The sequence below is a fragment of the Streptomyces sp. NPDC004561 genome (assembly GCF_053602155.1).
In genome coordinates this window covers 14,612-28,003 of sequence record NZ_JBSGDB010000002.1, presented here as the reverse complement: position 1 = coordinate 28,003, position 13,392 = coordinate 14,612, and the positions used below count along the sequence as shown (strand labels likewise).

Below are 13,392 nucleotides of genomic sequence, written 5' to 3'. Positions count from 1 at the left end.
GGTGGTCGTGGTGTCTGGGTGACGATGGGTGGTCGGATTCGGAGCCGCGGGCGGTGAACACCCTGAGCCAGGAGTCTGTGGCGCCCTCACACTGTGCCCGGGGTGCCGGCCTTGAGGTGTGCGGTGAGGGTCTGGAGTGTCGTCCAGGCAGTGACGTCGGTTCCGTCGCCGAGGGCGTAGTGCAGGGCTGGGTCCCTGGCCGTGCCGAGCTGTACAGGCTTCATCGCGAGCGGGGGGCGACGGGCGTGGGTGAGTCCTATGGATCGGGTGTCTCTGGTGCCGAGGGTGAACGTGATCGGGATCGGTGGGGCGGTGAGGACGGGAGCCAGGACCAGGTCGGCGCCGGCTGCTGTCAGGGTGGTCAGCATGGTCGTCAGGACGTGGGATGCGACGAGTTCGGCGGCCAGTGGCTCGATGGCGTCCAGGGGGACCTGCTCGGCTGTCGGGTATCCGACCGTGAGCGTGACGTCCTCGGCGATGCCGGCCGTGGTGCGTGACGTGCGGTGGGTGGCGACGGCCGGTCGGTCGGGGGAGCCGATGGCGAGGGTGTGGGTGGGTTCGGGAGAGCGGTTGCGGGCCAGTTCGGTCAGCTGGCGGGGGGACCAGGGAAGGTTGATCGGCTCGGCCGTGCCCCAGCCGGCCGGCGGGGCGCCGGTCAGGTGGCGCCAGGCTGTTTCCAGGGCGGTGCCGAGCACGAGGTCGGCATCGGGGGAGCGGACGGTGCGCAGCGCTACCGTGAGGCGGCGTTCCTCGGTGGGCTTCACGCCGTTCGTGAAGGCGTCCGCGACCTTCGCGGGCGTGGCTGTGGGCGCGAAAGTGCCGTCCTGCCAGGCGAGTTCTGCGCCGGAGAGGCCGTCGTAGTAGCCGCCGGACGGGTCCTTGACGACCCAGCGGTTCGGTGCTCCGACCAGGGCCGTGCGCAGGGGCAGCGTGAGGCGCGTGTGGGGCGGGGTGACGAGGTGCAGGGCCCGGTCGGTCGCTGCCGTGGTGCGCAGGACGTCGGACAGCCAGGCGGTGAGGGGCAGGACCGGGCGGTCAGCGAGTACCACCGTGGTGGACTCGGTGAGGACGTCGACGGCGGGTAGGGCCCCCTCCGGGAGGCGGGTCGCGGTGACCTCGTCGCCGTCCTGGGCCGTCTCCACGACCGCCGTGCTGGCCGCCTCGATCGGCCACGTCGTTCCGCCCAGCAGCATCGTCAGGCGTCCGCAGATCGACCCGGCGAGGGGTTCGGCCGCGGGGATCGCGGTGGAGGCGCGTGTCTCGGTCCACCAGTACGGCGGCTGTGGCGGGTTGGTGTCCGCACCGAGGAGGCGTTCGGCCTCGCCGGGTACGTGGACCAGGAGCGGGGATTCGACGGAGACCAGGGGGCGGCCGGCCGGTGTGCAGAGCTGGATGACCGCGCCGTCGTCGGTGGTGGTCAGGCTGAGGCCGGGGCCGCCGGCGTGCAGGGCGGCGAGCAGCGTCGCTGGGTCGGGCATCTTCTCGGTGAGCGCGATGACGTCTTTGGTCATGCCCGGGTCTCCATGGACTCGGCCTCGGATGCGAGGGCGGTCTGGATCAGCTGGTGGCGGCGGCCGCGGCGGACCAGGGTGCCGCGGCCGGGCGGCTGGGCGGAGGCGTACAGGCCGGGGAACAGCTGGCCTTCGGTACGGTCGCCCGTCATCACCAGTGCCGTGGTTCCGGTCTCGCGCAGTGCCGTCAGGAACGGTTCGTACAGGGCGCGCGAGGACCCGGCGACTCGGCGCGTGACGACGAAGTGCAGGCCGATGTCCCTGGCCGAGGAAATGTACGGCAGGAACGGGCTGAGGGGCTGCTGTCCGGCGGCGGTGAGGATGTCGTAGTCGTCGATAAGGATCACGATCCGCGGGCCGGTGAAGGACGGCTCGTCGGTGAGGGCGTCGGGGTCGGCGGCCTCCGGCAGGCGTTTTGCCAGTTCGGTGGCGATGCCGGTGGCGAGCGCATGGGAGAGGGCGGCGTTGTGGGCGTAGCCGCCGCGATAGGGCTCGGGGATGAGGCCGCGCAGCCCGCGCCGCGGGTCGAACACGCCGAAGACCAGTTCGTCCTTGTCGTAGCGGTCGATGAGCGAGTGGGAGATCAGCTTGAGCAGGTTCGTCCTGCCGCACTCGTTGTCACCGAGGACCAGCAGGTGCTGATCGGTGCCGAACAGGTCGAGGATGGTCGGAGAGAGGGTCTCCTGGTCGACGCCGATCGGGATCGCACGGGGTTGTGCCGCGGTGGAGGGCATGCGTTCGGCAGGCAAACTGGTTGGCAGAACCCGTACAGGCGCGGCGAGTTCGCCGTGCCAGGACGCGCGCAGAGTGGCCGTCGTCTGTTCGAGGGCTGGGCCGAGGCCGTCCGTGGTGGCGTGCGTGTCGATGCGGGGGAGGGCCGTCTGGGCGAACAGTCTGCCGTCGGTCAGGGCCCGGCCCGGTGTGTCCGCCGACAGGGTCGCGGAGAGTTTGCGGTCGACGGAGGAGTCAGCCGGGTCGTTCAGGCGTAGTTCGATGCGGCTGCCGAAGAGCGACTGGGTGGCGATGCGCACGTCGTTCCAGCGGAGCATGCCTGCCACGACGTGGATGCCATAGCCGCTGCCGCGCTTGAGGAGGTCGGCCACGTCGTCGTCGAGATGGGCGAACTCGTCACGCAGGGCGCCGAATCCGTCGATGAGCAGGACGATGTCGGTGGAGCCGAGCCGGGGCAGTTCGCCCCTTGCGCGCAGGGCCCGCAGTTGGTCGACCGAGTCGATGCCCCGCTCGCGGAAGATCTCCTCGCGCTCGGCGAGCATGGCGCGTACTTCGGCGACGGTGCGGGCGACGCGCTCGTGGTCAGCACGGGTCGCGATGCCGCCGACATGCGGCAGGTCCGCGAGCACACTCAGTCCGCCGCCGGCCAGGTCCAGGCCGTAGACGGCGACTTCGCGCGGGGTGTGGGTGAGGGCGAGGGAGAGCGCCAGGGTGCGCAGCAGGGTTGTCTTGCCGGAGGCCGGGCCGCCGATGACGGCGGTGTGCCCGCCCGCCGTGTTCAGGTCGTGCACCCACGGACCCTGCCACTGCCGGGCCGGATCGTCGAGGACACCCAGTGGCACCCGCAACGGGCCACCGGGGTCGGTGAGCCGGAGGCCGTCGGCGGATGCCTGTACGGGACCCGCGGCCGTGTCGAGGGTGAGGGCTTCGGGCAGCGGCGGCAGCCAGATGCGGCGCACCGGTTCGGCGGCGTCGGCGAGCCTGTCGACCGCGACACTCAGGACCGTCGGTCCGGTCTCGCGCTCACGCGGCGCCTGGGCGTCCTCGCTCGTCGTGGGTAGCTGTGCCGGAGCGTTGAACGCCGGGTACGTCCAGGCGAGCGGTTCGGCGTCGGCTGTGCTCTCGTGTACGACGGGACCGCGGTACGCACCGGAGACGAAGCCGGCCTTGAAGCGCGTGTACGTGGAGGTGTCGACCTTCAGGTAGCCGAAGCCGGGCAGGGGCGGCAGGTGGAAGGCGTCGGTGGTCTCCAGGACCGTGCGCGACTCGTCCGCCGAGAAGGTGCGCAGCCCGAGCCGGTACGACAGATACGTCTCCAGGCCCCTGAGCCTGCCGCCCTCGATGCGCTGGCTGGACAGCAGCAGGTGGACGCCTATGGAGCGGCCGATGCGGCCGATGGACAGGAACAGGTCGATGAAGTCGGGTTTGGCGGCGAGGAGTTCACCGAACTCGTCGATGACGACGAAGAGGTGGGGGAGCGGTTCGAGGTCGGGGCGGGCCGTGGCGCGCAGCGCGCGGTAGTGGCCGATGTCGGCAATGTTGCCCGCGTCCTTGAGGACCTGTTGGCGGCGCTTGATCTCACCGGCGAGGGAGGTGTGCACGCGCTCGACGAGGCCGGCCTGGTTCTCCAGGTTCGTGATGACGCCCGCCACGTGCGGCAGACCGGCGAACGGGGCGAACGTGGCGCCACCCTTGTAGTCCACGAGGACCATCGCCAGATCGTCCGGCGCGTGCGTCGTCACCAGCGCAAGGACGAGGGTGCGCAGCAGCTCGCTCTTGCCGGAACCGGTCGCGCCGACGCACAACCCGTGGGGGCCCATGCCGAGTTCGGAGGACTCCTTCAGATCGAGCAGCACCGGCTGGTGCCGGTCGTCCAGGCCGATCGGCACGCGCAGGAAGTCACGTTCCCCGCGCGGCGCCCACTGCCGGACGGGATCGAGGGCCGCCAAGTCGTCGATGCCGAGCAACTGCGGGAAGCCGACGGGCCCGGAGACGGGGGTGCCCTCGGCGGCGGACTCGGCGGACAGCCTCAGGGGTGCGAGGGTCCGCGCGAGGCCCTCGACTTCGGAGAGGCTGGTGCGGTCGGCCACGCCATGCGTCCGTGCGACCTGCTGCCCGCGCAGATCTTCCACCACGACCTGGTCGCCGTCGACGGTGATGCGCACGGAGACGTGATCGGGCTCGTGGACCTGCTCGGCGAGCAGGTGCAGCACCGTGACGCCCATGTCGTCCAGGGCGACGGCTGAGTCCGGGCGCGGAAGGTCCACGGCGTTCTCCCCGTGCTCATCGATGAGTGCGAGCAGCCGATCGGTCAGCGCGAGCGCCTTCTTGTCGGACAGTCCGCGGCGTACCTCGGCCGCGTACGAGGCGCGCCGCCCCAGATCCGTGCCGATCACCTGAGCCAGCTGGGCCGGACTGGGAGCGATGCGCCGCGCGGCGAGCGCGCCGTCATGGCTGTGCGGGTCGTGGACGTGGGGAAGCCATTTGACCCACTCCCAGTCCTCGATACGGTCCCCGGGCACGGCCAGCGCGATGGCCACGTCGTCCGGTGCGTGGGTCACCGCGGCCTGCGCCAGCAGGGACCGGGCGACACGCAGCACGTCCGGGCGCTCTCCGATGATGCTGACGTTGCCGGCTCTGTCCAGCGGAACGGTCAGCGGATGGTCCGACACGGCGGTGTAGCGGGCCTGCAGGGCACGCGCCTCGTTCAGCATGAACGGGTCGGGCGGGGTGAGCACGCCTCCGGCCGCGTTCTGGCCGATGGTCAGCTGCTGCACGGGTACGTCGCCCACGCCGACCCGCACCTGGAGGAAGTCCGGGTCTGTACGACGGCGCTCCCACAGCCGGGCGGGATCGCGCAGGACGTCGTACAGGGCCGTGGGGGCAGGGTGAAGAAACCGGGCGGCACGGCGGCGCTCGCGCTCGGCCGTGCCCAGCTCGGTGCGCAGTTCCTCCAGGTACTCCAGGTACCGCTCGCGCTGGACGCGCCGCTGCCTCTGGGCCTTGCCCCGCTGCGACAGGAAGAGGGCGACCGCGCCGAGCAGCGCGATGACGAGTACGACGGCGCCCAGGCCCGCGAACTGGCTGGAGCGGATGATCGTCATCATCACGACCGAGCTCATGACGCCGGCCATCGGCAGCAGAGCGGTCGCCGGGGCGCCGGTCTTGCCTTCGGGCAGGTTCGGCGGGGGCTCGATCGTGCGGGTCGCCGGCGGGAGCAGAGGGCGCGTCGAGCGGGCCGGACGGTGGACCTGTCGCTGGGTCAACGGACGCGCACCGCCCGCTGGAGCGCCTCGGCGGCGAGCTGAGTGGCCGCGCGGCGGGTGCCCTCGCCGAGCCGGTCGGTCATGATCGGTCCGCCACCGGCCAGGTGCCGGTCGTAGGGCAGATGCACGAGGGTCACTCCGGTTTCCCGCAGATGGGCCGTGGCGGCCTTCAGGTCGAGGTTCGCGTCAGGCGTGTTCGAGGTGAGGGCCACGACGGTGGAGGCGAGCGCGGCGTGCGGCAGTTGACCGAGCCAGTCGAGGACGATCCGGGTACCGCCCACCCCTTCGGCGGTGAGCGGGGCGACGACCACCCGCGCGTGCGCGGTGTCCATCGCGGTACGGGCCACCTCGCCGGGCAGCGTCTCGCAGTCCACGACCGTGACGGCGAAGTAGCGGCGCAGGGCGAGTGTGACGGTGCGGTAAGTGGGAACGTCCAGCGGGGCGCCCACCCGCCCCTGACTGGCGGGGAGCAGCCAGCCACCGTCCGCCACCGGCACCAAGTACCCGGTGACGTCAGTCAGTTGCATCGATGGAGTGAGGATCCGGGCGAGCTCGCCGCACGACCAGCGCACGGACTGCGCGCCCATCCGCACCGGCAGCGTGCCGAGGGCGGCGTCCGCCTCCAGGGCGAGTACCGGGTCGTGCCGGTAGTGACTGAACGTCCGCGACAGCAGCGCGGCGGTCGTGGTCTTGCCTACGCCACCGCGGATCGACGTCACGGCGATCACCCGGCCCGTGGTCACCGACTGCTGCAGCAGCCCGCCCAGACGGCTCTCCTCGGCGACCTCCTGCGCGGCCGACGAGGTCAGCTTGCGCAGCGACCGGCCCGAGCGCCGGGTCAGTGAATCGCCGTGCCGGGGGGAACCGAGCGCTATGGCCAGGCGTGGGTCGAGCGTCGGCACGGGCTCGGGCGTCGCCATCGGCAGCCGGGCCTGGCGGGGCGGCCGTACGGCGGGGGAGGCGCTCGGCGGTGTCGTCCGGGTCTGCGGGACTGCCTCGGCGGCGGGAGTGGGGGAGGCGGTACGGGGGTGGGCCTGGACGTCGTTCGCCGGCGGCGGTGTTGTCTGATCCGGGGTGGGCGGCGCTTCGTCCTCGTGCGGGGATGGGGCCGGTGTGGGCTCCTCGCGGGAGGGGCTGCCGGGGTGGGGACGCTCTTCGTCCGGGTGGCGGACGGGCAGGGGTGGCCGCTGCTCGCTCACCTCCCCCTCAGGGCCCGCATTCAGCTCGCGCAGTACATCGTCCTGCCAACGGCCGGGAGTCGTCATCACCGCTCCCTCACGCGAAGGTGCCGAGCAGCCGCGCGTAGACCCCGAACACTCCGAGCACCAGCGGGAACAGAGCGATCACACCGGCCGACTCCAGCACATCGCCGGCCCTGCGCAGTCGTACCCGCACATGCTCGGCGGGCTGCACGGCCAGCACACCCAACGACAGCATCACCAGCACACCGAGAACGGCGAGCGGAGCCGTCGCCCCGGAGCGCTCCAGCCACAACCAGGTCAGCCGCAGTGCCACCACCATGGATGCCGCGAGCAGCGCGACGACCTCCCCGACCAGTGGGTAGGCGCGCGCCCGCAGCGCGAGGACGAATGTGACGGCGACGGCCAGCGGGACCGTCCACACCGACACGGTACGCACCGCAAGCACTCCGGCGACGGCACCGGAGACGGCGGTGACGACCGTCGCCAGCGTCAGCCCCCGATGCGTGGCGGCCAGCGCGGTCGACACCTGATAACGACTGACCGACGACCCCGCGGAACGTCGGTCGTCCAGCCCGGACAGCCCCGAAGCCGTAAGCGCCAACCGGGGCAGCATCCCCAGCGCCACCACGGACACCACGGCGAGCAGCGCCGCGGCACGCGCCACCCCGGCGGAACCGGTCCCGCCGGACTGGACCGCGAGCGCGATCTCCCAGCACACCCCGGACCCGGCCAGCGCACCCGCCCCGACCAGCGCACCCCGCCCGAACGGCGAGAACCAGCCGAGCAGCAACAACGCCACCACCAGGACCGAGAACACCACGGCCAGACGCACGGCCCCCGACCACGCCTGGGCGTCGGCAACCGCCCAGGCGCCCTGCACGCCCAAAGACGCACTCACGACGACCAGAGCAGCGGCAAGTCCCTTGTGACCCGCCCGTCCCAGCAGCGCACCGGCCGACGCGGCGACCGCCGCCGTCACGAGGAGGGCCAATCCGGCGGCCTCGGCGGGGCACCCCTCGCGGGCCATGAATCCGGCGGCCGACGCCCAGAGCACACTCGCGCCTGCGGCCGCGGTCCTGCGCGCCCGCGCGTCCCACCGCCAGGCCCGCACATCCAGGTCGCCGGCCGCCTCGTCACTCACGTCATGGACCACCGGAGCGGACGGCGCGTCCTCGACGCGCACGAGTCGCAGCACGGCACCGTCGGCCACTCCCGCCGACTCCAGCGACTCGCCCGGCTCCAGAGCACTTCCGTCGGCAGTCACCAGATGCCGGGCCTCGGGACGCTCGCCCACCCGGTCATCGAGGAGCCGCATCACTTCGGGCAACAGCAAACCGATGGGCTCTTGCGACGGCAGCACCAGGTCCACCCGACGCCGCTCACCGACCAACGTAACTCGGCTCAGCGCAGTACGACTTACAGTCCCCCGGGATATCACGCGTTCGAACCTATCACCGGGCCGAAACCGCAGGCTGCGGTGTCCCGATGCCCTGACCGGTGACCGGAGCGGAGGGCGCAGTCGGGGCCGGCACGGACGTCCCGTAAGGGATCCTTCCGATCACCCGGTGGGTGATGAAAGACCACCCCACACAACCGGCACACACCACGGCGGCGATCACCACACCCGCGAACGCCTTCCCGAGCCGCTCGTCCACGGTGCGCCGCTGCCGCTGTCCTCCGAACAGCACGGCGTCACGCAACCGCCGACGTCGCACCGCCACGGACTCAAGGAGTTGGCTGTCGTAATCCTGGGCTGACATGTCTTCATTTCCGGTTCGCTCGGTGTGAGGGTTCTATCTTCGCAATTGCTCGAAACCCATGAGGCCGAACCCTGACGAGGGGCGGTTCAAACCGCCGTCAGGTAGGGAACTCACCAAGCCAGCTGCGCTGGAGGAGGTGCTTGGGCAGGTACTCGGACTCGACCTCGATTGGGAACCCGCCGTCGTAGGCGAGGCAGGCGATGGCCAGGGGGCCGAGAGCGATGCTGCCGTCGATGTCCTTCTCCCGCTCCTCGGTCAGGGTCCAGTACGTCTTGTGCAGCCTCAGCGCCTCGGCCAGGGCTGGGCTGAACCCTTCTTCGTCCTTGCGTACGAAGTGATAGAAGAGGTTGATCGGCGGATATAGCTGCCCGTCGAGCAGGTCGCGAGGAGCGATCCGTGCCACAGAGGGGTTCGATGTCTCGAACGTCGCGGTGAGCTTCTCCACTAGCCCGGACTGCCGCAGCCAGTACGTCTGCAGAGTATCCACCCAGTGGTAGATGTACTCGTCGTACTGCCCTTCCGGCGCCCGCAAGCGCTCGAGAGGGATTTCACTGAGCTGCGCCATCCGCTGCTGGTCACGACAGATGACGGCCAGCCAGAACGCCGTGAGCCAGGTCCCTGCGCTGGCAGTTGAGAGCGGGCCGGCCGCGGCGAGACTACGCACCTTGTGGTGGATGCGGCACTCGACGGTTCCTTCGCTCGCACTTGTCACCGAGAACAGCGCAGAACCCAGTTGCATCGCGTCGACCGTGGCCTCCCACGTCTCGACCTTCGCGGCCCTCGGATCGATAACACAGCGTGCACGCAATGCCATGACAGCAGTGTTGAACCTGGAGTCGATGACCGCCGTCGATTCTTCGAGGCGATCGATGCCCTTGACCAAGTGCTCGCTGAGCCGCTCCGCGAACTGTTCGGCCTCAAGGCCGCCCGGTAGCGCATGCCGGGCGATGTGTACCGTCACGGAAGGGTCCCCTTGCTGATGTCGAACCGGCGGTATAGGTAGCCAGTGTATGTTCCCGCGTTCTTCTGCCCCTTGACTACGACATATTCTAGCTTCTTGTCTGTGAGGGCGTTCTCCAGGTCCTCGACCAGGTCGAACTCTCCGCGCTTTTTCATGGCCTCGATAATGTCGAAGAAGTACTCCCTACTGCCCTGTGAAGCCTGTCGTCCGTCGGAAATTTTCCGGCTGCCGAGTTCTGTCCCAGGGCTGCTTTTTGCCTCGACAACGACTATTCGGCCGTCGCCGTGCTTCCATACCTGATCGAATTGGTCGTTGCCGTTTTTCGGGCCCAGCAGCGGCTGTTCCTCGAAGTCGCCGTACGTCTCGGCGATGTAGTGATGTCGGGCTGCTGCCTCGCCGAAGTGCTCGGTCGCATCGCCCATGGCGGTGTGCGATTCCTTGTACGTTGTGCGGGACTCTGCCCACTCCGCCGCCGTGTCTGGGGTGCCGTGGGCCTGGTGGACGTCCTCGGCATGTGTCTTCCATCTCTTGACGACGTTGTCCCAGTGCACGGCGAGGTAGCGTCTGTGTGCGGCGTCATTCAGGATTTTGAGCCGCGACTGGTTCTTTACGGTATCCTCGCCCACAGAGATGTAATCGTGGTCGAGATAGTGCGGTTCGGGTGCCTCAGGAGCGTCCTTGGCATTGACCCATGGTCCGTCGTCGGACAGCCTGGTCAGCTGGGGTGGGGCGTATCCACTCTCGTCGTGGAGATCCAGATCCTTTCGCCAGCCAAGGTCCTTCTTGTAGAAGTGATCGTAATATCCAGGCTCGTGATTGGCGCGATACACCTGGATCTCTTGTATTTGTTCCAGGGAGAGCGAGCCACGCGGCCCGTACGGGTTGGGCCCGTCCTGCATGAAAGGAGGACGTTGGGCCTCTGCCGGCTGATCGGGGATGTCACCGTCGGACCCGGCCGTGGCATCTGTGCCGTCGCCCATCGCGTCGTCGCCGCTCCGACCCAAGTCGTCGTGGCTGCCGCTCTCACTGCTGCCGCCGTTGCCGGAGCCCCCTGTGCTCCCGTGTTGGTGGATCTCCACGCTGCTGTGCCCGGCGGGTGCTCCGTGACCGGCTCGGGACGGAAGGTTGTCTGCTACGTGCACGTCGGTATCCGCGGCGCCGGCTGACGTGCGGGCCAAGACGGATCGTCCCGGTTGTGCGGTGTCGGCAGCCGAGGACATCACCGGGCGGGCTCCGATGGGCTCCGGCTGTCGTATGGGAGGTGCACTGTGGGCCGGTGGCGTCGTGAGCCGGGCGCGGTCGTCCGAGGTGAGTTCGTGTGTGGCTTCGCTGACGTTCTGTCGCAGGCTCCCGTCAGCGTTGAGGACGTGACCCTCGTCGGTGAGGTAGACGATCTTGCCTGTGGCGTTGTCGACGTAGGGGATCGCGTTGTCCGGGATTTTGGGGGAGCGGAGGGCATCTGCTTGCTTGAGCAGGTCGGCCGTCACGCCGGTGTGCAGGTTCCTCAGTGTGGAGAAGGTGTCGCCGACCTTGGCGGAGGCGAACTTGCCCGCCTTGCCGATGTACGTCATGGGGTCGATGACCCGGCCGACCTTGCCGACGGCCGAGATGGTGCGGACTGCCGCACCGGTCTTGCCGGCGCCGGAGGCTGCGGCGCCGGCCCCCTCGGTACCCAGGACCGTCAGTACGTTGAAGCCGAGGGAGCCCGCGGCCCGGCTCGGGTTGGTCTTCCACTCGTCCCAGGCGACGAAGCCCTTGGCGGTCTGGTTGAGGACGTGGCGGGAGTCGCGCAGCCAGGACGGGAGGTCCTTGTCGGATACCCACCCCCAGGCGCCCAGGGTCACGAGGGTCATGCCGACGCCTGTGCCGAGTTTCGCCAGGTTCTTCCACGCTGCGCCGGCGGCGTCGGCGCCGTCCCAGCCGACCAGGGTGCCCAGACCGTGGACGGTGGCCACCACGCCGTCGTACCAGACGCCGTCCCACACCTGCTTGCCCTGGTGGGCCAGCCAGGCCCAGCCCTCGTACTCCTTCTCGGCCGGTGCGCCCCAGGGAGTCTCCTTCGCCTGGTCGAGATCGGCGGTGTTGAAGCCGTACATGTTGCAGCTGTGGGAGCCGTCGTCGGCGATCAGCGGGGCGCCGCCGATCAGGGCCATGATCTTGTTGTAGGCCTTGCGTTCGGCGGCTTCGAAGGCGGCGACCGTGTGGTTGACGTCGTGCCACAGGTCGTTGTTGTGGTCGACCTTGTCGTGGTCCTTGCGCCAGTCGTCGTGCCCGGACACCGAGTTCACGAAGGCGGTCGCCTCCGCCTTCAGTGTGTCCAACTTCTTTGCCAGGGGCTGGACTTCGAGACTGTAGTCCGACAGGGCGGTCGCGACCTTCTCCAGGTCGTCGGCGAAGGCATCGGACTTCGTCTTCACCGGCAGCGTGGTGCTGAAGAGCTGCTCCGCCTCGGGTGCGGAGTAGAAGGCGGACAGGTGCTGGAAGGTGGTGTGCACGTCCGACCCGGACGCACGGAACTGGCCCGCGTCCGCGGTCAGCAGCATCACATCGGTGTCCAGGGTGTCCAGGTCGCCGATGAAGTGCGGTATGCCGGACGGGTCGATCAGCTTCGCCTCGTCGCCCACCGTCACTGGCCCTTCGTGTGGTGGCCCGTCTGTCCCACACCGGGCATGTCCACCTTCGGTTCCTTCGCCGCCTCGCGCTGTGCGTTCGCGGCCTGCTCCAGGGAGCCGGTCATGTACGAGCGGGTGGCCTGGTCCGCCCCGTGCAGGGAGCCGGCGGTGCGCTTGGCGATGTACACCAGGTCCCGGCTCCAGTGCTGCATGAAGTGGCCGAGTGCCGAGCCGACCAGACCGGCCGTGCTGGTGTACGGGCCGTACTGGCTGGTCAGCGTGCCGGCCGCGGAAGCGGCCTCCTCCAGGTTGCCCTGCATCGCGCTGCCCGCGTCCGACATGTTCTTCGCGGCGGTGCCGCATTCGGACAGCACCTTGTACACCCCGGCCGGGTGAATGTCCCACCCCGTCACAACAGTCCCCTCGTCCCCGTTTGCGTTCCTGCACGGCGCCTGTACCGCCGCCAAATCCCCGTGTGTCAGCCGATGTTGTCGACAGCCGCCTTGGCCTTGGCGAGGGTGGCCTGAGCGGTGCCGTCGTTCTGCTCGAGCGTGTTGCGGACCAGACGGATGATCTCGCGTACCTCGGTCGCGGCCTTGTGCCAGCGGACCTCCTTGCCGTGGTACTCGTCCGAGACACCGTCGGCCTGGAAGTCGGCCATCGCCGCCTTCACCGCCCGGTCGCGGTCGGTCAGCACGCGCTCCAGCTGACCGATGATGCCGGCCAGCCCGGTCTGCACCTCGGCGGAAGCGCCGGTGTCGTACGAGCGGCGGTCCTGGTTCTGAGTCATGATCAAGTCCCCCTTGAAGTCAGCGACTGCAGTGGTGAGTTCCTCGTCCTGAGGCGGTCAGCGACTGCGGCTAGCGCGCGCCGAAGCGGGCCGCGTCGAAGTTGGCCACTCCCATGTTCTGGTGCGCGTTGTCGCCCAACTCCACGTCACCGCTGCCGAACGCGGTGTCCATACCGGACTGGCCGCCGAGGATCGCGCCGAGTGAGCTGTTCAGATCGGCCGTGATCTCGTCGGCATGCGCCTTGAACGTGTCGAACGCGGCTTTGCCCGCCCCGTTGAACTTTCCCTCCAGCGGCTGGGCCGCCTGGATCAGCGACCTGATCAGCGTGCCCAGGTCGTCGCTCGACCCGACGGTGCTCTTCCCGAGCTGGGACAGGGTCGTCGACCCCATGTCGAACTTCATCCACTCACCCCGTAAGCGTGTTGTACCGGCGTGCTGGGACTGGCCCGATCGCCGCTGCCTCATCCAGAGGCGCCCAGAACCCACGCCGTCGAACATCCTCTCGTGTTTCGCGTTGCAGGCGCAACGCGAAAGAGGTGGAAGTGGCTTGATCTGGT

General features: G+C 69.4%; 9 protein-coding genes. All 9 read right to left on the bottom strand.

Going from position 1 to position 13,392, the window contains the following annotated elements; genetic code table 11:
* Positions 1–86: 86 nt before the first annotated feature.
* Positions 87–1,511, bottom strand: a complete 1,425-nt coding sequence (locus ACWEN3_RS00445; RefSeq protein WP_452963810.1) for a DUF6177 family protein — start codon at positions 1,509–1,511, stop codon at positions 87–89.
* A complete protein-coding gene (eccCa, locus tag ACWEN3_RS00440) occupies positions 1,508–5,509 on the bottom strand; it encodes a type VII secretion protein EccCa (protein WP_452963808.1) in 4,002 nt (1,333 codons plus the stop codon). The genes ACWEN3_RS00445 and eccCa overlap by 4 nt, the downstream gene beginning before the upstream one ends.
* Complete coding sequence (locus ACWEN3_RS00435; protein ID WP_452963807.1) at positions 5,506–6,774, bottom strand: type VII secretion protein; 1,269 nt, start codon at positions 6,772–6,774, stop codon at positions 5,506–5,508. The genes eccCa and ACWEN3_RS00435 overlap by 4 nt, the downstream gene beginning before the upstream one ends.
* 10 nt (positions 6,775–6,784) lie before the next feature.
* Positions 6,785–8,149 carry a type VII secretion integral membrane protein EccD gene (eccD, locus tag ACWEN3_RS00430; RefSeq protein ID WP_452963805.1) on the bottom strand — a complete coding sequence of 455 codons (1,365 nt, stop codon included), beginning with the start codon at positions 8,147–8,149 and terminating at the stop codon, positions 6,785–6,787.
* A gap of 419 nt (positions 8,150–8,568) precedes the next feature.
* Positions 8,569–9,432, bottom strand: coding sequence for an immunity 49 family protein (locus tag ACWEN3_RS00425; protein WP_452963803.1), 864 nt, complete (start codon positions 9,430–9,432; stop codon positions 8,569–8,571).
* Positions 9,429–12,062: a hypothetical protein gene (locus ACWEN3_RS00420; protein WP_452963801.1), complete on the bottom strand. Its 2,634-nt coding sequence runs from the start codon at positions 12,060–12,062 to the stop codon at positions 9,429–9,431. The genes ACWEN3_RS00425 and ACWEN3_RS00420 overlap by 4 nt, the downstream gene beginning before the upstream one ends.
* Complete coding sequence (locus tag ACWEN3_RS00415; protein ID WP_452963799.1) at positions 12,059–12,457, bottom strand: DUF6507 family protein; 399 nt, start codon at positions 12,455–12,457, stop codon at positions 12,059–12,061. The genes ACWEN3_RS00420 and ACWEN3_RS00415 overlap by 4 nt, the downstream gene beginning before the upstream one ends.
* Positions 12,458–12,522: 65 nt before the next feature.
* On the bottom strand, positions 12,523–12,834 hold the full coding sequence (locus tag ACWEN3_RS00410; protein WP_452963797.1) for a pore-forming ESAT-6 family protein: 312 nt from the start codon (positions 12,832–12,834) through the stop codon (positions 12,523–12,525).
* A gap of 70 nt (positions 12,835–12,904) precedes the next feature.
* Positions 12,905–13,237 carry a hypothetical protein gene (locus ACWEN3_RS00405; RefSeq protein ID WP_452963796.1) on the bottom strand — a complete coding sequence of 111 codons (333 nt, stop codon included), beginning with the start codon at positions 13,235–13,237 and terminating at the stop codon, positions 12,905–12,907.
* Positions 13,238–13,392 lie beyond the last annotated feature (155 nt).